We start from the raw sequence: 21,797 nt of genomic DNA on the forward strand, positions 1-21,797 counted from the left end.
AAAGACCTACGCTGCGCACCGTCGAAAATGAGACCGGCGGGCAAGCCGCGCAGAGAAGAGCAACATCCATCATGGCTTCACAATCACCACTGCCGCGCCGCACGCTTGGCCGGACCGGGCTTGAGGTCTCCGTCCTCGGCTTCGGGACCGCCCCTCTCGGTGACCTTTTCCTCAGGCTTGACGACCAGACGGCGATCGCCGCCGCGGAGCGGGCGTTCTCGCTTGGCGTCAATCTGCTCGACACCTCCCCGCTCTACGGCTACGGCCTGTCGGAGCACCGCTGCGGCACCGCGCTGCGGCGCGTGGCCCGCGAGGACGTCGTCCTCTGCACCAAGGTCGGCCGCTGGATGGACGCGTTCCACGCCCCGGAGAACCGGTCGGGTTTTGTCGGTGGCCAGCCGCACAGGGCGGTGGTCGACTATTCCTATGACGGCACGATGCGCTCGGTTGAGCAGTCGCTGCTTCGACTCGGCACCGACCGGATCGACCTGCTGCTGATCCACGATGTCGACGTCTGGACGCACGGTGCTGCCGCGATCGAAGATCGATTTCGCGAGGCGATGTCCGGCGCCTATGTGGCGCTCGACAAGCTCCGCTCGGAGGGGGTGGTCGCAGGCATCGGGATCGGCGTGAACGAAGCCGACATGTGCGTGCGCTTTGCCAAAGCCGGCACGTTCGACGTGATGCTGCTGGCCGGGCGCTATTCGCTGCTGGAGCAGCCGGCGTTGAAGGAATTCTTGCCGCTGGCGCTTGAGCAGGGCATTGCCGTGCTGCTCGGCGGCGTCTTCAATTCGGGCATTCTCGCTACTGGTGCGGTCAAGGGCGCCAAGTACAACTATCAGGACGCGCCGCCGGAGATCGTGGCGAGGGTCACCGAGATCCAGCGCGTCTGCGAGGCGCATCGCGTGGCGCTGCCAACGGCCGCCGTGCACTTCGCTCTCGGCCACCCGGCCGTGGCGAGCGTGGTGCTGGGGGCGCATAGTCCGGAGGAGGTCGAGCGCAACGTGGCCGCGCTCACCACCAAGGTCCCGAGCGCGCTCTGGGCCGATCTGAAGGCCGCGCGCCTGCTCGATGCGGATGCGCCCGTGCCCGCGTGAGCAAGGCGATCGGTGCTATTTTCCGGCGCCCGTCGTCAGTCCGCTGACGATGTAGCGCTCAAGGAAAATGCCGACCAGGACGAGCGGCGCGATAGCCGCCGTCGACAGCGCCGCCATCGACCACCAGTTGATGCCCTGCGAGCCGGTCTGGCTCGCCACCATCACCGGCAGCGTCTTCGCGTCGGTGCTGGTGAGGAGGGCGGCAAAGAAATATTCGTTCCAGCACAGCACTAGCGAAAGGATGAACGCGGCGACCATTCCGGGCACCGCGAGCGGCAGGATGATGCGCAAGAACGCGCCCCAGGTCGACAGGCCATCCACGAAGGCGGCCTCATCGAGCTCGATCGGAATCGCGTTGAACTGGTCGCGCATGATCCAGATGACGATCGGCAGCACCGTCAGCGTGTAGAGCAGGATCAGGCCGAACGTCGTGTCGAGCAGCGCCAGGGCCTTGTAGAGCACGAGGAAGGGCAGCGCGAGCACGACCGGCGGCAGGATCAGCTGCGACATGAAGAAGAACAGGATGTCGTCATTGCGCATCCAGGCGAATTTGTAGCGGAAGCGGCTCAGGCCGTAGGCGGCGAGCGATCCGAGGGCGAGCGCGAGCAGCGATGCGCCGACCGAAGTGATGATGCTGTTGACGAAGCGGTTCGTGAACTCGGAACGCGCGGTCGAGGTCCCGAACAGCGTATCGGGCGACAGGCCGAGCGAGCGCCAGCCTTTCCAGTCCGGCTGGAAATCGACCCAGGGGATCAGGTGCGCCTGAGTCACATCGACCGCCGATTTGAACGAGGTCGTGACGGTCCAATAGATCGGAAACAGGCAGATGAAGGTCCAGAGCAGCAATGCGGCGTAGATCAGCGTGCGGCCGAGCGTGCGCCTGGCGCGCGGCCCCGCGGGATGTTTGCGGTTCGGCTTCGATGCTACGCTCCACATGGCCAATCGCTCAAACTCCCTTTGCTCTACACGACCTTCTGAGTCCAGCGCTTCGACAGGCGCAACATCAGCGTCAGCAGCACGATGATCAAGAGCAGATAGACCATGGCGAGCGCCGTGCCGTATCCGACGTTGGAGCGGTCGCGGTAGACGCGGTAGATGAAGCTCGACACCGTGTCGGTGGCCCCGCCGGGGCCGCCGGCCGTCACGTTGATCACGATGTCGGCGAGCTTCAGCTTGAAGATGATGCGGATGATCAGGACCGTGATGCTGACCGGCAGCATGATCGGGAAGGTGACGTGCCAGAACGACTGCCAGCCATTCGCGCCGTCGACCTTGGCCGCTTCCTGCACCTCCTTCGGCATCGCTTGCAGGCCTGCGAGCAGGATGATCATGATGAAGGGGATCGAGACCCAGGCGTCCATCGCCTGGATGCTGAACCGCGCCATCCAGGGCGAGGCGAAGAATGCCGGGTTGTCCCAGCCGAGATAGCGCGCCAGCGTGGCCGCCGGGCCGAAACGATATTCCAGCAGCGACTTGCCGATCATCCAGCTTACCGCGACCGGGCTGAGCATCATCGGCAGCAGGAAGACCACGCGGAAGAATTTTCGCGCGCGGATCTCGGCGCTGAGCAGCAGCGCCAGTCCGAACGCGATCGCATATTCGCCGAGCACCGCGACGGTGTAGAAGACCATGTTGCCGAGCGCATTCCAGTAATAAGTGTCGTTCAGCATGCCCCTGAGATTGTCGAAGCCGCTGAAGCGCGGGCCCTCGATCGAGCTGAGATTCCAGTCAAGCGAGGCGATATAGATCCCGAAGATCGTCGGGAAGATCACGACGGCGACGGTGAAGAACACCGCCGGCAGCAGGAACAGCGCCCGCTGGCCACGCTCGCCACGGGTCAGAACCCGTCCGACGCCAAAAGCAACGGCCCAGACCAGGTAGGCGATGAGGATCGGACGCCAATCGGAAAATCCGGCGCCAGTTGCGCCGGTCGTGTGCAAGACCTGAATAAGAACGACAAGCGCGAAGCCGAGCGAAGCCAGCAGAACAAGCGCGCGGCCAGCGGCCTTCCTGCTGCCGGGCGCGCGCTTCGCCGCTGGCTGGTGGTGCAGGTCGTCGCTTACGGATACGGAATTCTGCATCGAGATGAGTCGCATTCAGTGCCGGTTATGCGGCCGGGCAAGTTTTCGGCTGGCGCGGAGCGCCAGCCGAGGGTAGATGATCTCGCGTAATCGCGCTACACGCCGAGCGAGGCCTTATAGAGCCCGATCTGCCGCTCGCGGCCGATCTGGTCGGTCAGCTTCTCCCAGGCCGCGGCGATGTTGTTCGCCCCGGTCTGCGGGTCGACCTTGCCGGCGAAGATCTTCGTCAGCTCGTCTTCCGCAATGCTGTAGTACTGGAAGATGCCGGGGATGCGCGGCTCGACGGCCCTGTTGGGGTGGTTGTAGGAGCCGATCTGCGAGTTCAGGTAGGATGTAATATATTTCCTGTCATAGCCCGCTGCGACCCACTCATCGTACTGGAAGTGGCTGGTCCGGTGGGCCTGGAAGCCGGACGGGTACAGCACCATCCAGAACGAGAGGTCCTTGCCGCCGAGATGCGCGGCCGCGCTCCACGCCGCCTTGTGCTTCTTCTCGTCGCCATTGACGCGCGCCATTACGTAGATGCCCCAGCCGAGATAGGCACAATTCGGCGCGTGGTTCGGGCCGCTTGGCAGCTTCTCCCATTTGCCGGTCTTGGAATTATAGACATCGTCCGAGCCCGGCAGGATGTCGAAGCCGACGGTGTCGCCGATGACCGAGGTGTCGCTCGCCTTCGCCACCTGGCCGATGTCGCCCCACCAGGGGATCATCGAGCCGATGCCGGCCAGGAATTGCTGGAAGCCGGTGGTGTTCGGATCGGCGTTGAGCTGATCGGCCGGCTCGGACGGCAGCGCGTCGATCACGTCCTGGATGGCGCGCACCCAGGCCGGATTGTTGATGCGCGGCTTCATCGTGTCGACGTCGAACAGCCAGGCCTTGTCGTCGGGATGCTTGGCGTAGGCCGTGGCGCGGCTCCCAAGGAAATAGAAGCCGAACCCGCCCCAGGGCTTGGGCGCATCGAGATAACCGTAGACGTTCTGGCCCTTGAACTTCTGGCCCTTGAGGAATTTCGTCACCGCCTGGACCTGCTGCCAGGTCTTCGGCACGCCCCACTCGCTCGCATTGCCGGCATCCTTCCAGGCCTTGGCGAGGGCAGGGTCAGAGAAGACATCGGTGCGGTAGTTGAAGTTGTGGCAATCGCCGTCGATGGTGACGCGATAGGTCTTGCCGTTCCAGGTGCCGACGGGCGGCTTCAGATAATCGACATAGTCGTCGATATCGATCTGCTTCTTGACCCAGTCCGGCATCTCCGACGCCAGGCCCTTGCCGCAGACATCGCCTTCGAACGGTGCACCCATCTCCAGGATGTCGAAATCGACCGTGCCGGTCGCGATCGCCTGCTGGAGCCGCGGGTTGTAGTCGGCCTGGGCGAGATCGATCCAGGAGATCTTCGCGCCCGTATAGGCCTCCCATGGCTTGAGGAAGCCGCGGAACAGGAGGTTGTGCAGGTTCTGATTGTTCAGTCCCATGAAGGAGAGCTCGACGCCTTTGAACTCGCCTTCCTTGATGCTTGCCTTGGTCGGACCGAGGCAGAGCTCGCCGACCTTCTGCCAGTCGGCATCCGTCGGCGCGCCCTTGCCCACGCCTGGAATTTGCCCAATCTGCGCGCGAAGATTGTTTTGTGCGAGCGCAATCTCCGAGAACGTGCCGAGCGCTCCGCTCGCGCCCAATGCCGCGGCGCTTGCCGCACCCTTCAGCACCGTACGCCGGTTCGCATGGAGTGCGGAAAGCCAATCATAATCTTGCTGTTTCATCGCGATACCCTCCCTTTTGACCTTCTTGATGTGAAGTTTGACCTTCTTGATGTGAAGTCTGAGTCACCGGAGCACATCGAGGATGGGCTTCGGTGTCGTCGTGATGAGTGACAGATGCCGCATCGAGTATGCAACGGCGCATATCAAAGTCAACGAATGCACGCCGAGTTCAGGCCGAGTGCGCCGGCGATGACCAGCAGACTCCTCGCGATGCCGCGCTGCAAGATGAATGCGCCGGCGCGATGATGTGCAGCCATCGCCGATGATGAGCGCGCCGGTTCCGTAAGCGCGACATCATCTCGATGTCATATTCATGCCGGCGGTCTCGTGTGGCCGTCGCGTTGACCGGGCGGGGCCGTGTTCACCTCAAGCCGCATCGGGCGGGATGACGCCCTTCTTGAAAATGAAGCAGCCATAGAAGCGCCGCTCCCCGGTCTGGATCACGCAATAGGATTTCTTTGCGAGCTCGTAGAAGGCGAAGCGCTCGATCGATCCCATCGGACTGGATCGTCCCTCCGCCGCGTCGATCTCGGCCTGAACCTCGCCCTGCACCTTCGGAATCTCGTTGGGCTGACCGACGACCTCCATGCGGGACGCCGGCTTGTCGACGAAGCTGTCGAGCGGCAGCACCGAGAGGATCGCGCGCGCGGCGCGAGCCGAGGTGACGTTGTCGATGCGGATGAGCTTCCCCAGCACGCTCTGGCGCGCGACCGCGTCGGCCGGAAAATTGGTGTCGCAAAGCACGAGATCGTCGCCGTGCCCCATGGACCGCAGTGCAAAAAGAACATCGGCATTCAAAAGAGGATCGATTGACTTCAGCATGCGGCATCTCCCGGGACACGGATCAGTTTCTTGGATTGACGACTATCCAACGTCACGGCGCCGCCGTCCATAACGACGTCAAGATTCCGCAAGTCCGGTTCAATCGGGTCGAACCGGACTTCGTTGTTTTTGCGTGCGGCCGTGGCACCAGCCGATCAGAGCAGCCCGTTCTTCTTGAGGATTTCGGGGGCGTTGTCCTTGGTGATCAGCATGGTCGGCAGGGTGATGACAGGTTGCAGCTTCTCTCCCTTGAGGAGCTTGACTGCCTGCCGCAGCCCTTCGGCGCCGGGCGTCGCATAGAGGAACGTCGCCGTGAGCTGCCCCTTGGCGACCCAGGTAACGCCTTCGTCCGGCAGCCCGTCGATGCCGAGAATGAACTTGATATCCTTGTCGCGGCCGGCGTCCTTGGCGGCAAGATAGGCGCCGTAGGCCATCGGATCGTTATGGCCGTACACCAGGTCGATCTTCTCGTTGTTGCGCAGCGCGGTCGTCATGATGTTGTAGGCCTTGTCCTGCTTCCAGTCGCCGGACTGGTTGTTGAGCAGGTTCTTGATGCCCGGCTCCTTGTCGGTGAAGGCGTGGAAGCCGTCGTGGCGGTCATGCGCGGGCTGGGTGCCCATGCCGCCCCAGATTTCGACGACGTTGCCGGCTGCCTTGCCCGGACCGCCGAGCAGCTTCACCGCATGCTCGCCGGCCGCCTTGCCGATCGCGACGTTGTCGCCACCGATGAACTGGGTGATGCGCTTGGTTTCGACGTTGCGATCGAGCACGATGACCGGAATCTTGGCGTCGATTGCCTTCTCGACGACGCCGGTCAGCCCGGCCGACTCCTTGGGCGAGATCAGGAGCACGTTGACCTGCTGCACAATGAGGTTTTCGCAGTCGGCGACCTGCTTCTCGGTCTTGTCCTGGCCGTCGGTGATGACGAGGTCGACATCAGGCTGGTTCTTCGCTTCCGCCTGGATGTCCTTGTTGAACTGCACGCGCCACGGCTCGAGCGTGGTGCACTGACTGAAGCCGACCTTCCACTTGGCGGCGGCTTTGGCCGGCCTCCAGCCGGCAGGTATGTAAACGGTCATGGCCGCACCGGCCATGGTGGTCGACAGTTTTAAGAATTCACGACGCTTCATCGAGATCCTCCCTTGCAAATTGCGCCTTTGCGGCGCTTGGCAGCCGATGGGATTCGGCTGTTTTCGGATCGACGCTCGCTTCCCACGACCGGCTGAATCGCCATCGCGAGATGAGCTGGCCGAGATTCTGCTCCTGCACCAGCACGGTGCAGACGATGATCAAGCCCTTCATCAGGAGCTGGACGTTGGAGTCGATGTTCTGAAGCTGGAGGATGTCCGACAGGAGCCCGAAGATCAGGACGCCGACGAAGGTGCCGGCGAGGCCGCCGCGGCCGCCCATCAGGCTGGTGCCGCCGATCACCACCGCGGCGATGGCGTCGAGTTCGAGCCCGGCGCCCGCATCGGGCTTGCCTTGCCGGTATTGCGCGACGAACAGCACGCCGGCGATCCCGGCGAGCAGGCCGGAGAGGAGATAGGCGGTGAACTGGACTTGCGCGACCTTGATGCCCGAGAGCTTCGCCGCCTCGACATTGCCGCCGATCGCATAGGCATAGCGGCCGAAGGTCGTGAAACGCAGGATCGCGCCGAACAGGATGATCGCGGCCAGGAAGAAAACGCTCGGTACCGGCAGCACGCCCCACAGCATCGAGCGCAGCAGCTCAAATGCTTCGGTCGCATTGGTTCCGGTGTAGACCGGCACCACGGCGTTGTCCTGGCCCGCCGTGAGGCGTGCGATGCCGAGCGCGCTGACCATCATCGCGAGCGTCACGATGAAGGGCTGCAGCCGGCCGCTGACGATCAGCAGTCCGTTGATCGCTCCGAGCGCAAGCGCGAGGCAGGGCGCAACGAGAAGGACGCCGAGAACGCCGAACTTGACCGGTACCTGGCTCGCCGTCCACCACGCAACAGCGGTCGCGACGATGATGCCGAGCAGCACCGGAATGCCGACGCTGCGCCGTGGCGACAGCGCGATCTCGCGGCGCCGCCCGGTACCGACATCGCGGCTGCGCGCAAGGCCTGCGAAGATGAAGCGCGCGGTCAGCGCCACGGCGACGGCACAGACGAGCACCGCTGCCGGCACGCCCATCACCGATGCCGACGTCCAGCCGGGCTTGGTGAGCAGCATTGCGCAGATCACCGTCGAGAAACCCATGACCGAACCGACCGATAGATCGATGCCGCCGAGCAGAATGACCAAGGTCATGCCTGTTGCCACGAGCCCCGTGATCGAGACCTGGCGCAGCACGTCGGTCAGGTTGGCGTAGGACATGAAGATGTTGTTGCCGGACGATGTGTGCGGAGAGGTGAGGGCGCCGATCAGGCAGATGATCAGCAGTCCCCAATAGAGCTTGGTGCGCGAAAGGAGCCTGAGTAGCGTCATGATGCCGTTTCCTGCGACCACGCCGCCATGCCCGGTGCGGCGAGGCGCATCACCTCCTCCTGTGTCGCGTTCTCGCGCGTCAGGAGGCCTGTCTGTCGTCCCTCGCACATCACGAGGATCCGGTCGGACAACAGGAGAAGCTCGGGCATTTCCGAGGTGACCACGACGATGCCGAGGCCTTGCCCGGCGAGGTCGAAGATGAGGCGATAGATTTCCTGCTTGGCGCCGATGTCGATGCCGCGGGTCGGCTCGTCGAGCAGGAGAATGCGCGGCTCGGTGGCGAGCCATTTGCCGATCACGACCTTCTGCTGATTGCCGCCCGACAGCGCTGCAGCTGCCTGGCCGATGCCGGTGCAGCGAACCGACAGGCGGCTGATCATCTCGGCCGCCAGCGCACGTTCGCGTCCGAAGGCGCGCACGCCAAATTGCGACAGCGCGCCGATCGAGGGCAGCGCGATGTTGTCGCAGATCGAGGCGGCCAGGTGCAGGCCGCGCTCCTTGCGGTCCTCGCTGACCAGCGCAAGCCCGAGGCGATAGGCGTCCGCCGGCGAATGGATGCTGGCGACCGCGCCATCGATCGCGATCTGGCCGCCGCGCCAGCCGCGCGCGACGCCGAAGATCGACTCCAGGATCTCCGTTCGGCCGGCGCCGAGCAGCCCGCCAATCCCCAGGATCTCGCCGCGTCTCAGTTCGAAGCTGACGCCGTGCAGGGTCCGCCGTGATCCGCGCGGACTGAGAGTATCGAGCGTCAGGTCCTTGACCGACAGGATGACCGCGCCATCCATCGCCGTCGAACCACGATCGCTCGCGGTCATGTCGCGGCCGACCATCGCCGAGATGATCGCGCCGCGTGACAAGTCGCCGATCGGCGCGGTGACCACCCGCCTGCCGTCGCGCAGGACGGTCACGCGATCGGCGAGCTCGATAACCTCTTCGATACGGTGCGAGGTGTAGATGATCGCAACGCCTTCGCGTGCGAGCTGCCGCACGATCTTGAACAGCGTCTCGCATTCCGATGACGACAGTGCCGAGGTCGGCTCGTCCATGATGAGGATACGGGCGTCGAGCGACAGCGCCTTGGCGATTTCCACCAGCTGCTGCTCGCCAACGCGCAGGTCGGCAATCCGGCTTTCGGCGTCGAGGTTGACGCCGAGGCGCGCCAGCAGGCGCTTGGCCGCCCTCGCCATGCGGCGGCGATCGATCAGCAGGCCGCCGATCAGCGGCTCGCGACCAAGAAAGATGTTGTCCGCCACGCTCAACTCGGGAACGAGATTGAGCTCCTGATGGATGATCGCCACGCCGGCTTCCTCGGCGTCGCGCACGCCGCTGAACGACACCGCATGACCTTCGATGTGAATGGCGCCGTCGTAACTCGTGTGCACGCCGGCAAGGATCTTCATCAGCGTGCTCTTGCCGGCACCGTTCTCACCCATCAGCGCGTGCACTTCGCCGTGACGCAGATCGAAGTCGACGTTGTTGAGGGCTTTCACCCCGGCAAAGGATTTGGAAATCTGTTCGGCGAAGAGGGCGACGCGGTCGCTCGGCGCGCTGGCGCGGGCACCAAGCTCGATCACGCGGGAGGCGTGGCCACGTGACTCATCCGGCGCTCCGACTGCACCGAAGCGTGTTTCCATCGTGCTGTTCCTCCCAGCCCGGGCCTTCAGTCTCTGACGGACACTGAGCCGCAGCTGATGGTCGTTCTTTGACTGATATGCTAGTTATATCAGCTGCAGTTCGTCAAGCCTTCGTCCTTGCAATTGGACTTCGCCAATCGAAAAAGTGAAAATCAGTCGGGGGACCAGAGCATGCATTCAGTGGGTGGATTGAGCGGAGGAACCGTTGCGGTGCGAGGGCGCAGGGCGGGCGGGTCGAAGGTAGATCAGGCCTACGTGGCGCTGAAGCGCGCGATCGTGTCCGGAAAACTCGCGCCTGAAACGCCAATCGACAAGAACGAGTGGTGCGCCATTTTCGAGGTATCGAGGCTGTCGATCACGACCGCGATCAACCGGCTCGCCTTCGAAGGGCTGGTCGTGGTCGAGCCGCAGCGTGGCTCCTACGTCGCGCGGATTCACCTCGAGGATGTGCGGCAATGGATGTTGATGCGGCGCGCGCTGGAGGTGGAGGTCGTCGGAGTCTGCGCTGGCGACATGTCGGACAAGGCGATCGCGGCGCTTGGTCAGAATCTCGCCTATCAGAAAGCGGCGATCGCCAGCGGAGACCTTGAAGGCTTCCACGAGCTCGACACCAGGTTTCACCGCCAGTTGACCGAAAACCTGAACCTCGCGCGCGTCGGCGAAGTGCTTGATCCGATCCGCACGCATCTCGAGCGCGTGCGCCGCACTCTGCTCCCCGAGCCGGGCAGGCCCGAAGCAACGTTCCGCGAGCACGAGGCGATCTATGGCGCGATAGCCGCGCATCAGCCGGATGAGGCCAGACGTGAGATGTCCAACCATCTCGATCGCGTGTCGCGCGAGCTGCAGGCCTTTGTCGCCAAACATCCGGGCTTCTTCGAAGAGTAGAATCCCGCAAGGAGCGGCATCGCGGCAGCATCATGTATCTCGGCATCGATCTCGGCACCTCGGCGGTCAAGACCGTTCTCGTCGACGACACCCAGCGCGTGATCGCGAGCACGAGCCGGTCGCTCGCGACGGCCTCGCCGCGTCCCGGTTATTCCGAGCAGGATCCGCGGGTCTGGATCGAGGCGGCGTTTGTGACGCTGGATGAGCTGAGGGCGGATCATCCGCACGAACTGGCCGCGGTCGAGGGCATCGGCCTGTCCGGCCAGATGCACGGCGCGACGCTGCTCGACGCGAACCTCAAGCCACTCCGCCCCTGCATTCTCTGGAACGATGGCCGTTCTGCGGCCGAGTGCCGCCTGCTCGAAGAGCGCTGGCCGGCTTTGCGCGCCACGACCGGCAACAAGGCGATGCCCGGCTTCACCGCGCCGAAGCTTTTGTGGATTGCGGCGCACGAGCCCGAGATCTTTGCGGCGACAAAGCTCGTGCTGCTGCCGAAGGCCTATCTGCGCCTGATCCTGTCGGGCGAAGCGATCGAGGATGTCTCCGACGCCTCGGGGTCGCTATGGCTCGACGTGATCGGGCGCGACTGGTCGGATGAGGGCCTTGCCGCGACCGGCCTGTCGCGCGCGCACATGCCCCGGCTGGTCGAAGGCTGTGCGCCGGCGGCGCGGTTGACGCGCGAGCTCAGCGAGCGCTGGGGCATGGTAAAACGGCCGATGATTGCGGGGGGTGCCGGCGACAACCCGGCCGGTGCCGTCGGCATCGGTGCGGTCCACCCGGGAACTGCGTTCATCTCGCTGGGGACATCAGGCGCACTGTTGACGCCAACCGACAGGGTTGCCGCGAACCCGGATCGCGTCGTGCATACCTTCGCGCATGCGATCCCCGCGATGTGGCTCCAGGCCGGCGCGATCCTCTCGGCCGCGTCCTGTCTCGCCTGGATCGCGCGGCTGCTTGGCGCCCCGGAAGCCGAATTGCTGGCGCCGCTCGGTGCGCGCCCGCAGTCGCCGTCGCCCGTCAGCTTCCTGCCTTATCTTGCCGGTGAGCGGACGCCGCATGACGACCCCGATGTACGCGGCATGCTCGATGGTCTGAGCCATGGCACCGATCGCACGGCGATCGTGCAGGCCGTGCTGGAAGGCGTTGCGTTTGCGCTGGCCGATTGCCGCGACGCGCTCGCCGCCGCCGGCCTTGACGTGGCGGAGGCCGATGCGATCGGCGGCGGGTCGCGCTCCGCCTTCTGGCTCGCCGTGCTGGCGAACGTGCTGAACGTGCCGATCCATCGCTTTGCAGCAGGCGAGACCGGTGCCGCGTTCGGTGCGGCGAGATTGGGGCGGCTTGCTGTCACCGGCGAGGCGATCGCCGCCGTCTGCACGCCACCGCGGCGCGTCGAGACGTTTGAGCCCGAGCGCGCGCTGGCCGACGCTTACGCTGCGCGGCTCCCCGCGTGGCGCGATCTGTATCGGCCGCGTCACTAACCTTGCGCGATCTGGCTCTCCATACTTCGGTATACCCGTCTTCGGTATTGCTCTGTGTCACCGCTTTTGTTTAATGGGCAAACCGCGCTACAAACGAACAAGAGGCGCGGGAAACGCATTGTGCGCCGGGAGGCACGATGAACGATCCGATCCTCGAGATGCGCGGGGTCTCCAAATCCTTCTTCGGCATCAAGGCGCTGCGCGCCGTTGACCTCACCGTCTATGCCGGCGAGATTCACGCCCTGATGGGCGAGAACGGCGCTGGCAAATCGACCCTGATGAAAATTTTGTCGGGCGCCTACCGGCCCGATCCTGGCGGCGAGATCCGCATTGAGGGCAAGCCGGTGCACATCCACGGCCCGCTCGGCGGCCGCGCGGCCGGCATCTCGATCATCTATCAGGAACTGTCTTTGTCTCCCAACCTGACGGTTGCAGAGAACATTTACCTCGGCCGCGAGGTTTCCCGTTCAGGACTGCTTGCGCGCGGCAGCATGCGCGAGGGCGTCGGCCCGATCCTGGAGCGGCTCGGCGCGGATTTCACGCCGTCGACGCTGGTGGCGCATCTCTCCATGGGCCAGCGCCAGCTCGTCGAGATCGCCCGCGCGCTGCAGGTGCGATCGAAAATCCTGATCATGGACGAGCCGACCACCTCGCTGTCGGCCGCCGAGAGCGAGCGGCTGTTCGCGCTGATCCGCCAACTCCGCGCCGAGGGGCTCGCCATCATCTACATCTCGCACCGCATGGACGAGGTGTACGCGCTCGGCGATCGCGTCACGGTGCTGCGTGACGGCCGGCTGGTCGGCTCGCTCGACAAATCCGACATCCGCGCTGACACCATCGTTCGCATGATGGTGGGGCGCGACGTCTCGTCCTTCTACAAGAAGGATCATGATCCCGAGGCGGGGAGGGGGCATCCGGTGCTCGCCGCGGTCGACATGTCCGATGGGCATCGCGTCAAGGGCTGCTCGCTCACCGTCCACGCGGGCGAGGTCGTCGGGCTCGCCGGCCTGATTGGCGCGGGCCGTACAGAGCTTGCACATCTCATCATCGGCGCTGCGCCGAGGATTTCAGGTCGGCTCGAGCTCGAGGGCCGTCCGATCGAGATTCGCACGCCCGGCGAGGCGCTCGAGGCCGGCATCGCCTATCTCACCGAGGACCGCAAGGCGCTCGGCCTGTTCCTCGACATGTCGTGCCTGGACAACATCAACCTTGTGGCGCTCGGGCGTGATGCCAAGCTCGGCTGGGTTCTCGATCGCGACAAAGCGCGCGAGCGCGCCGACCGGGCCTTCGCCGGACTCAGCATCCGTGCCGCCAATGTCGGCGTGCCCGCCGGCGGGCTTTCCGGCGGAAACCAGCAGAAGGTACTGCTGTCGCGGCTTCTCGCCATCGCGCCAAAGGTCTTGATCCTCGACGAGCCGACGCGCGGCGTCGACGTCGGGGCCAAGTCCGAGATCTATTCGATCATCGACAACCTCGCCAAGGCCGGCACCGCGATCCTCGTCATCTCGTCCGATCTGCCGGAGATCATCGGCATCTGTGATCGCGTCATCGTGATGCGGTCGGGGCACATCGAAGGCGAGATCAGGCGAACCGAGTCGCCGCTGAACCAGGAGGATATCATGGCACTCGCTACGGGGACGGAGCACATCGATGCCTGATGAGGGAACTGCAAAGGCTGTCACGGCCAACGGGCTTGCCGCCGCGCAGGAGACCAAGCGCCAGCGCGTCCGGGTCCTGATCCGCGCCGCCGGCATGCTACCGGTGCTGCTGCTCCTGTGCGCCGGTTTTCACTACTTGTCGGACGGTCGCTTCTTCACGGGGCAAAATCTCGGCATCGTGTTGCAGCAGGCCGCGGTGAACACGGTGCTCGCGGCGGGCATGACTTTCGTCATCCTCACCGGCGGCATCGACCTTTCGGTCGGCTCGATCCTGGCGGCGTCTGCGATGGCGGGGCTGACGCTGTCAAAGCTGGCCGAGCTCGGGGCGCTGTGGCTGCCGGCCGCCGTCCTCACCGGCCTCGGCTTCGGCGTCGTCAATGGCGCGCTGATCGCGCTGCTGCGGCTGCCGCCCTTCATCGTTACGCTCGGTTCGCTCACCGCCGTGCGCGGTCTGGCGCGCCTGCTCGGCGCCGACACCACCGTGTTCAACCCTTCCATTCCCTATGCCTTCATCGGCAACGGCTCGCTCACCCTCATCCCCGGCGTGATCTCGATTCCCTGGTTGTCGGTGATTGCGCTGCTCGTGATCCTCGTTTCCTGGCTGGTGCTGCGCAGGACCGTGCTCGGCGTGCACATTTATGCGGTCGGCGGCAATGAAAGCGCGGCGCGGCTGGCCGGCATCAAGGTCTGGGCGGTGCTGATCTTCGTCTATGGCGTCTCGGGCCTGTTTGCCGGCCTCGGCGGCGCAATGCAGGCGGCGCGGCTCTATGCGGCCAACGGATTGCAGCTCGGACAAAGCTACGAGCTCGATGCGATCACCGCCGTGATCCTGGGCGGCACGTCCTTCGTCGGCGGCATCGGCTCGATCTGGGGAACGCTGGTCGGCGCGCTGATCATCGCCGTGCTGTCGAACGGCCTGATCCTGATCGGCGTGTCCGACATCTGGCAATACGTCATCAAGGGCCTGGTGATCATCGGCGCCGTCGCGCTCGATCGTTACCGCCTGCAAGGCTCGGCGCGCACCTGACCGGTTGCGCGGTACAGCCACTCGCGCTGTCCGACTCCGTCGCGACAACTGGTCTGTCGCGCCGGACATCAAATCAGACCAGGGAGGAAGCCAATGTTGAAGACGATTTCGCTTACCAGCGCCGCTGTGGCGCTTGCCCTGAGCTCCGCGCCGCTGCATGCGAAGGAGCTCAAATCCATCGGCGTCTCGCTCGGTTCACTCGGCAACCCGTTCTTCGTCGCGCTGTCAAAGGGCGCCGAGTTCGAGGCCAAGAAAACCAATCCCAGCGTGAAGGTCACGACCGTCGGCTTCGAATACGATCTCGGCAAGCAGGTGACCCAGATCGATAACTTCATCGCCGCCGGCGTCGACCTGATCCTGCTGAACCCCGGCGATCCCAAGGCGATCGGCCCGGCGATCAAGAAAGCGCAGGCCGCCGGCATCGTGGTCGTCGCAGTCGACACCGCAGCCGAAGGCGCCGACGCCACGGTGACCACGAACAACGTCCAGGCCGGCGAGATCTCATGCCAGTACATCGTCGACAAGCTTGGCGGCAAGGGCGACGTGATCATCGAGAACGGCCCGCAGGTCTCCGCGGTGATCGATCGCGTGAATGGCTGCAAGAGCGTGTTCGGCAAGAACCCCGGCATCAAGGTCCTGTCCAGCGACCAGGACGGCAAGGGCTCGCGCGAGGGCGGCCTCACGGTGACACAGGGCTACCTGACCCGCTTCCCCAAGATCGACGCCATCTTTGCCATCAACGATCCGCAGGCGATCGGCACTGACCTTGCCGCGCGCCAGCAGAGCCGCTCCGGCATCGTCATCACCGCGGTCGACGGCGCCCCCGACATCGAGGCCGCGCTGAAGGACCCGCAGTCGCCGCAGATCCAGGCCTCGGCCTCGCAGGATCCGTTCTTCATGGCGCGCCGCGCCGTGCAGGTCGGTGTCGGCATCCTGGGCGGCCAGAAGCCCGCGTCCACCGTCGAGCTCTTGCCCTCGAAGCTCGTGACGCGGGACAACGTCAACGACTACAAGGGCTGGACCTCGGACCGCACGCAATAACGGCGGCCGGCAAGCATCCAGCGCCGCCTCTTGCAGGCGGCGCTGGAACGCTGCATGAGGGGCGGCGTTTGTGATCGACGGTCATCGGCCGCTCGACGAAATCTGGATACGCCGCCAATGCAGTCATCGGATCGATCAACTCAATTCGCCTCCCGCCTGATCGGACAATATGCCCTGGTGACCGGCGCGTCCCAAGGGATTGGGCGCGCGATCGCCGTTCGTTTCGCGCAGGAAGGGGCGACCGTCGCCATCAACTACCTTGAGCACCGTGCGGATGCCGAGGAAACGCTCGCACAGGCGCAAGCCGCCTCGCGCGAGCGCGGGCATGGCGATCAGGACCACCTCGTGGTTCAGGCCAATGTCGGCGTCGAGGGGGACATCGCGCGGATGTTCGACACCGTCCTGTCGCGCTGGGGCCGCCTCGATTGCCTGGTCAACAACGCCGGCTTCCAGAAGGAATCGCCGAGCGAGGCGCTCGACATCGAGGCCTATCGGCGCATCATCGACGTCAATCTCAGCGGCGCCGTGCTCTGCGCGCAGAAGGCGCTGGCACATTTCGTGAGCCGTGGAGGCGGCGGCACCATCGTCAACTGCTCGAGCGTACACCAGGTCGTCCCGAAGCCCGGCTATCTCGCCTATTCGATCAGCAAGGGCGGCATGGCGAACCTGACGCGCACGCTGGCGCTCGAATTCGCCGGCCGCGGCATTCGCGTCAACGCCGTGGGACCGGGTGCGATCGACACGCCGATCAACGCAGCCTGGACGGGGGATGCGAAGAAACGTGCGGAGGTCGAGAGCCATATCCCGCTCGGCCGGGTCGGATCGGCGGAAGAGATCGCGGCCGTGTTCGCCTTCCTCGCCTCCGACGAGTCGAGCTACATCACCGGCCAGACCATCTATGCCTGCGGCGGCATCACGCTGTTCGGCGAATTCCGCGAGAACTGGGCGAGCTAGGCCGTACCCATAATTGGCGCTCGGATCAGGCGGCCCCATGTCCGCTTGTCCCCGACAGCCGCGAAACAGCGAACATCGGGGAGGTCAGCTCTGGGCGCAAGCCGGACGTCGGAAGGGCGGCGAACGTCAGCGAGCTCCCTTGGTTTGGCAGAATGCTCAGATCGATTTGCGCAGCGACCGCAAGCCTGCACGAACCTCCTCCGCAAAGAGCTGCGGTTGTTCCCAGGCCGCAAAGTGTCCGCCTTTGTCGACCTTGTTGTAGTAGATGAGCTTGTGGTAGGCCCGCTCGGTCCAACTGCGCGGAGCCTGGTAGATCTCGCCGGGAAAGACGCTCACGGCAGTGGGAATCGAGATGTTGACCGCGTTTAGCGCGCTCATTCCCTTGTTTTCCCAATAGAAGCGGGCCGCCGAGATCGCGGTGTTCGTCAGCCAGTAGAGCGTGATGTCGTCGAGGACGTCGTCGCGGGTCACGGCGCCTGCGGAGTGCCCGTTGATGGTGCGTCCGAGCACGGCCGAAGTGATCGTCGCCGCCGGCTGCGCATCACCGTCACCGTGGTCGAGAATCCACGCGGCCAGGCCTACCGGCGAATCCGCCAATCCGTAGAGTCTGCGGCCGCGTCGCCATCATGGCGGCGCGGCGTGAACTGGATCACGCGGTAGTCATCAGGCCCTGCGAAATCGGCAATCGAGCCTCCATCCGAGGTTCGCATGGAATTGCTTGGCGCGATCGACGTCGGAAAAAAGGGATGACGACGACCTCTGGCTTCATGTCGATCGTTGGTGTTCTGGTGGTCTTGTTTGCAATTCTGACGGTGATGATTAGGTCATGTGCAATATAATTGTGTACGCTGTATAAGTGGCGACGCTCGAAAACGCTTCATCCGAGACGTAAGTCGTAGATCAACCGGTTTTGATCTGGATCATGGAGACCTGTCCGCGGGCAATACAGTGTAGGCAGGCAGACCCCGGCAGGTGAGGGGCCTTCTTAACGGGAAGAACTCCAGGGATCATTGATGTGAGCAACCTCGCAAGGATTGAACGCGATCCGAACTACCAGGAGCTCGTGCGCCGACGTTCGTCGCTGGGCTGGATGCTGTCGCTGATCATGCTTGTCGTCTATTTCGGCTTCATCCTGCTGGTGGCCTACGCGCCCAAGTTCCTGGGCACTCCGCTGGGCAGCGGCGTAACGACGATCGGCATTCCAATCGGATTGTCCGTCATCGTGCTCGCCTTCGTGCTGACGGGCCTCTATGTGCGCCAGGCGAATTCCAGCTACGACGTACTCGTTCGCAAGATTGTCGAGGAGAACCGCTCATGAAGAAGTTCTCTTGGTTAGTGGTGATCCTGCTCGCTGGCATGCCCACTTTCGCGCTCGCCGCGGGCACCATTGATGGCGGCTCCAAGCAGGCGACCAACTGGTCGGCGATCGGCATGTTCATAGGCTTCGTCGCCCTGACGCTCGTCATCACCTATTGGGCCGCAAAGCGGACCGCGTCGGCTGCAGATTTCTACTCGGCTGGCGGTGGAATCACGGGTTTCCAAAATGGCCTTGCAATCGCCGGGGACTACATGTCGGCGGCCTCCTTCCTCGGCATCTCGGGCCTCGTCTACACCTCCGGTTACGATGGCCTGATCTATTCGGTGGGCTGGCTCGTGGGTTGGCCGATCGTCACGTTTCTGATCGCCGAGCAACTGCGCAATCTAGGCAAGTTCACGTTTGCCGACGTCACGTCATTTCGGCTCGGGCAGACCGACATCCGTATCCTGGCGGCGTGCGGTTCGCTGGTGACCGTTGCGTTCTACCTGATTGCCCAGATGGTCGGGGCCGGCAAGCTGATCCAGCTGCTGTTCGGACTCGATTACTGGATCGCGGTGGTCCTGGTCGGCGGCCTGATGATGATCTACGTGACCTTCGGGGGAATGAAAGCAACAACCTGGGTGCAGATCATCAAGGCGGTGTTGCTGCTCTCAGGCGCAACGTTCATGGCCGGCGCGGTTCTCTACAAGTTCGGGTTCAGTCCGGAAGCACTGTTCGCCAAGGCAACCCAGGTGCATCCCAAGAAGGTTGCGATCATGGAGCCCGGCAGCCTGATCTCCAATCCGCTATCCGCGATCTCGCTCGGATTGGCGCTGATGTTCGGAACGGCGGGCCTGCCTCATATCCTGATGCGCTTCTTCACGGTGAAGGACGCTCAAGCTGCCCGCAAGTCGGTGTTCTACGCCACGGGTTTCATCGGCTATTTCTACGTTCTGACGTTCATTATCGGTTTTGGCGCGATCACGCTGGTTTCCACCGATGCCGCGTTTCTCGACGGCGCCATCCTGGAGAAGACCAAGAGCGGGATCGCGGCGATCAAGGGCGGCTCCAACATGGCCGCCATTCATCTCGCGAACGCGGTCGGCGGCAACCTGTTTCTGGGCTTCATCTCGGCCGTCGCCTTCGCCACCATCCTGGCCGTGGTGTCCGGATTGGCCTTGGCCGGAGCGTCATCCATCAGCCACGACCTCTATGGCATGGTGATCAAGCGCGGGGCAGCCAATGAGCAGGACGAGATCCGCGTCTCGAAGATTGCGACACTGGTCCTGGGCGTGCTCGCGATCTTCCTGGGCATCGTGTTCGAGAACCAGAATGTCGCCTTCATGGTAGGCCTCGCCTTCGCGATCGCAGCCTCCTGCAATTTCCCGGTGCTCGTGATGTCGATCTTCTGGAAAGGCCTGACGACGCGGGGCGCGCTGATCGGCGGTTTCCTTGGTCTCATCAGCGCCGTGGTCGGCGTGGTGCTTTCGCCGGCCGTGTGGGAGGTGACGCTGGGCTATGCCAAGGGTTCGGCACCCATCAAGCTGGACAATCCGGCCCTGTTCTCGATGGCGCTCGCGTTCGCCGGCATCTGGCTGTTCTCCGTCCTGGATCGCAGCAAGCGTGCCGCTATCGACCGCGAGGGCTTTGACGCGCAATATATCCGGAGCCAGACCGGTATCGGAGCGGCTGCCGCTACGACGCACTAGAACTTGCGGAACACGTTTTGGCCCCGGCCGGTCCGATGGACCAGCCGGCGCCCCGTTTCATTGTCGCCGTCCGGTTCCGGATCGTCCACGTCGTCGGAACGCCGAGATGCCCAAGGCATTCGACATCAGCAACCCGCCGTTCGATCGTCTGGCGTCGAGCGAAGCCGAGACGCTGCGGGCCTCGCTCGATATCGCGTACTACCGTCCGGGCGAAGCAATCATCGGCAGGGATACTCCGGCGGATGCTCTCTATGTCGTTATCAAGGGCACCGTCGAGGAGTGGGATGAAGCCGGTCTGCTCGCCCTGCTTGGTCCAAAGGATACCTTCGACAGCCGTGCACTTGTCCACGACCGGAACGGGCATGCTTTTGTCGCCCGCGATGAGACGCTTTGCTACGTCATCCCCAGGAAAACGGCCCTTGGGCTGATCAAGGCCAATGCACGCTTTGCCGCGTTCTTCTACCGCGAAATCTCGCAAAAGCTGGATGAGCTTGCAAACGACGAGGAAGCCAGGCGCTACGGCTCGCTGATGAACGCAAAGGTCGGCGAACTGTTTCTGCATGCGCCATCGTTCGTGGCTGCGAGCGACACGATCGAAGCCGCCGGTCACCGGATGCGCGAGATCGGCAGCAATGCGCTGTTTGTCCGCGACGGCGAGCGGATCGGCATCGTTACCGGCATGAATCTGTCCAAGGCGGTGGTGCTGCGGCGTCAGTCGATCCAGACGCCGGTACGCGAACTCGCGAACTTCGACATCGTGTCAGTGCGGCCCGACGATTTCGTCTCCTCGGCTCTCCTGCTCATGACGAAACACAACAAGCGGCGTCTCGCAGTTCACGATGGCGAACGGTTCGTTGGCGTCCTGGAAGAAATCGACCTCCTGGGCTTTCTGGCAGGCAGCGCTCAGGTCATTGCCGGCCGCATCGATCGGGCATCAAGCGAGCAGGATCTGGCGATTGCCGCGCGGCAGATCGAAGCGCAGGTACGCTTGCACCGGCGGCAGGGCGTCAAGGTGGAGGTGATCGCCGAGATCGTCTCAGACCTCAACCGGCGCCTGATGTCCCGGCTGTTCGAGATGGTCGCACCGGCCGAGTTGCGCACCAGCAGTTGCCTGATCGCGATGGGCAGCGAAGGGCGAGGCGAGCAGACCGTGCGCACCGACCAGGACAACGGCCTCATCCTCGAAGGCCCGATCGAAAGCGAAACGCTGGAGCTGTTCCGGAACGAGTTCTCCGGCGCCCTGGAGCGTTTCGGCTTTCCGCCCTGTCCCGGCAACATTATGGTGAGCAATCCGGCATGGTCCAAACCACTTTCCGACTATCTTGCGGATTTCCGCCGCTGGCTCGCAATCCCCGACCAGGCCGCGCACATGAACGTGGCCATTATCTATGACGCGCAAGCGTTCGCCGGCAATGAACAATTGCTGGACAAGGCCAAGATGGCACTGATCGACCTGATCCGCGGCGAGCAGGCATTCCTGGCCCATTTCGCGCGCGCGATCGACGCCTTCGAAACGCCGATCGGTCTCTTCAATAACCTCATCACATCCGAGGGCAGCGGAGACGCGCTTGACCTCAAGAAGGGCGGCATTTTTCCCATCGTGCATGGCGTTCGCAGCCTCGCCCTCGAGCAGGGCTTGCGCGAGACGTCCACCGACAAGCGGATATCCCGACTCTGCGACCTGGGAGTCTTGCGAACCGATTTTGGTCGCGACTTGAAGCAGGCCTTCCGATTCCTGCTGATGCTCCGGATCGACGGACAACTCGCCGCGTCCGCCGGCACGTCCGGCACGCTGGTAAGACCCGCGCATTTGTCGAGCATGGAACGTCATCTGCTGCGAGACGCGCTCCAGGTCGTGAAACAGTTTCGCGATATCGTTCGTCATCACTTCAAGCTCGGCATCTTCTGA

General features: G+C 63.9%; 18 protein-coding genes and 1 pseudogene. 10 read left to right on the plus strand and 9 right to left on the minus strand.

The annotated features are described in order from the left end of the window. Positions 1–71 precede the first annotated feature (71 nt). A complete protein-coding gene (locus QA640_RS12815; protein WP_283040984.1) occupies positions 72–1,097 on the plus strand; it encodes an aldo/keto reductase in 1,026 nt (341 codons plus the stop codon). A gap of 15 nt (positions 1,098–1,112) precedes the next feature. On the opposite strand, the gene QA640_RS12820 is transcribed toward QA640_RS12815, so the two are convergent. From QA640_RS12820 to QA640_RS12850, 7 genes are all read right to left on the minus strand, one after another. Beyond that, positions 1,113–2,033 (minus strand): carbohydrate ABC transporter permease, encoded by a 921-nt coding sequence (locus QA640_RS12820; protein WP_283040985.1) that lies wholly within the window; start codon positions 2,031–2,033, stop codon positions 1,113–1,115. Positions 2,034–2,059: 26 nt separating this feature from the next. After that, complete coding sequence (locus QA640_RS12825; protein WP_283040986.1) at positions 2,060–3,178, minus strand: sugar ABC transporter permease; 1,119 nt, start codon at positions 3,176–3,178, stop codon at positions 2,060–2,062. A gap of 95 nt (positions 3,179–3,273) precedes the next feature. After that, positions 3,274–4,932 carry an extracellular solute-binding protein gene (locus tag QA640_RS12830; RefSeq protein ID WP_283040987.1) on the minus strand — a complete coding sequence of 553 codons (1,659 nt, stop codon included), beginning with the start codon at positions 4,930–4,932 and terminating at the stop codon, positions 3,274–3,276. A gap of 366 nt (positions 4,933–5,298) precedes the next feature. Continuing rightward, on the minus strand, positions 5,299–5,754 hold the full coding sequence (locus QA640_RS12835; protein ID WP_283040988.1) for an RbsD/FucU family protein: 456 nt from the start codon (positions 5,752–5,754) through the stop codon (positions 5,299–5,301). 155 nt (positions 5,755–5,909) lie between these two features. Further along, positions 5,910–6,884 carry a substrate-binding domain-containing protein gene (locus QA640_RS12840; protein WP_283040989.1) on the minus strand — a complete coding sequence of 325 codons (975 nt, stop codon included), beginning with the start codon at positions 6,882–6,884 and terminating at the stop codon, positions 5,910–5,912. After that, the gene (locus QA640_RS12845; protein ID WP_283040990.1) at positions 6,871–8,205 is read right to left on the minus strand and encodes an ABC transporter permease; all 1,335 of its coding nucleotides are present in this window, start codon (positions 8,203–8,205) and stop codon (positions 6,871–6,873) included. The genes QA640_RS12840 and QA640_RS12845 overlap by 14 nt, the downstream gene beginning before the upstream one ends. Next, positions 8,202–9,839: a sugar ABC transporter ATP-binding protein gene (locus QA640_RS12850; RefSeq protein WP_283040991.1), complete on the minus strand. Its 1,638-nt coding sequence runs from the start codon at positions 9,837–9,839 to the stop codon at positions 8,202–8,204. Before QA640_RS12850 ends, QA640_RS12845 begins: the two co-directional genes overlap by 4 nt. 210 nt (positions 9,840–10,049) lie before the next feature. Between QA640_RS12850 and QA640_RS12855 the strand changes: the two genes are divergently transcribed. The 6 genes from QA640_RS12855 to QA640_RS12880 all read left to right on the plus strand — a co-directional run bounded on the left by QA640_RS12855 (position 10,050) and on the right by QA640_RS12880 (position 16,882). Continuing rightward, positions 10,050–10,724, plus strand: coding sequence for a GntR family transcriptional regulator (locus QA640_RS12855; RefSeq protein WP_283040992.1), 675 nt, complete (start codon positions 10,050–10,052; stop codon positions 10,722–10,724). Between the two features lie 32 nt (positions 10,725–10,756). Then, positions 10,757–12,202: a xylulokinase gene (gene xylB / locus QA640_RS12860; RefSeq protein ID WP_283040994.1), complete on the plus strand. Its 1,446-nt coding sequence runs from the start codon at positions 10,757–10,759 to the stop codon at positions 12,200–12,202. 137 nt (positions 12,203–12,339) lie between these two features. Further along, complete coding sequence (locus QA640_RS12865) at positions 12,340–13,860, plus strand: sugar ABC transporter ATP-binding protein (RefSeq protein ID WP_283040995.1); 1,521 nt, start codon at positions 12,340–12,342, stop codon at positions 13,858–13,860. Then, a complete protein-coding gene (locus QA640_RS12870; RefSeq protein ID WP_283040996.1) occupies positions 13,853–14,887 on the plus strand; it encodes a ribose ABC transporter permease in 1,035 nt (344 codons plus the stop codon). Before QA640_RS12865 ends, QA640_RS12870 begins: the two co-directional genes overlap by 8 nt. A 93-nt stretch (positions 14,888–14,980) precedes the next feature. Continuing rightward, positions 14,981–15,928, plus strand: a complete 948-nt coding sequence (locus QA640_RS12875) for an ABC transporter substrate-binding protein (RefSeq protein ID WP_283040997.1) — start codon at positions 14,981–14,983, stop codon at positions 15,926–15,928. A 117-nt stretch (positions 15,929–16,045) separates the two neighbouring features. After that, positions 16,046–16,882: an SDR family oxidoreductase gene (locus QA640_RS12880; RefSeq protein WP_283040998.1), complete on the plus strand. Its 837-nt coding sequence runs from the start codon at positions 16,046–16,048 to the stop codon at positions 16,880–16,882. A gap of 156 nt (positions 16,883–17,038) precedes the next feature. On the opposite strand, the gene QA640_RS12885 is transcribed toward QA640_RS12880, so the two are convergent. Beyond that, positions 17,039–17,479 (minus strand): hypothetical protein, encoded by a 441-nt coding sequence (locus QA640_RS12885; protein ID WP_283040999.1) that lies wholly within the window; start codon positions 17,477–17,479, stop codon positions 17,039–17,041. A 38-nt stretch (positions 17,480–17,517) separates the two neighbouring features. Continuing rightward, positions 17,518–17,651 (minus strand): annotated as a pseudogene (locus tag QA640_RS12890) (glyoxalase); the annotation flags it as partial. A gap of 246 nt (positions 17,652–17,897) precedes the next feature. Here QA640_RS12890 and QA640_RS12895 point away from each other — a divergent pair. The 3 genes from QA640_RS12895 (at position 17,898) to QA640_RS12905 (ending at position 21,797) form a co-directional block, all read left to right on the plus strand. Next, the gene (locus QA640_RS12895) at positions 17,898–18,200 is read left to right on the plus strand and encodes a DUF485 domain-containing protein (protein ID WP_283041000.1); all 303 of its coding nucleotides are present in this window, start codon (positions 17,898–17,900) and stop codon (positions 18,198–18,200) included. Continuing rightward, complete coding sequence (locus QA640_RS12900) at positions 18,197–19,888, plus strand: cation acetate symporter (RefSeq protein ID WP_283041001.1); 1,692 nt, start codon at positions 18,197–18,199, stop codon at positions 19,886–19,888. Before QA640_RS12895 ends, QA640_RS12900 begins: the two co-directional genes overlap by 4 nt. Before the next feature lie 106 nt (positions 19,889–19,994). Then, complete coding sequence (locus QA640_RS12905; protein WP_283041002.1) at positions 19,995–21,797, plus strand: putative nucleotidyltransferase substrate binding domain-containing protein; 1,803 nt, start codon at positions 19,995–19,997, stop codon at positions 21,795–21,797.

Origin of the sequence: Bradyrhizobium sp. CB82 (assembly GCF_029714405.1) — a bacterium.
Classification (GTDB): Bacteria; Pseudomonadota; Alphaproteobacteria; order Rhizobiales; family Xanthobacteraceae; genus Bradyrhizobium.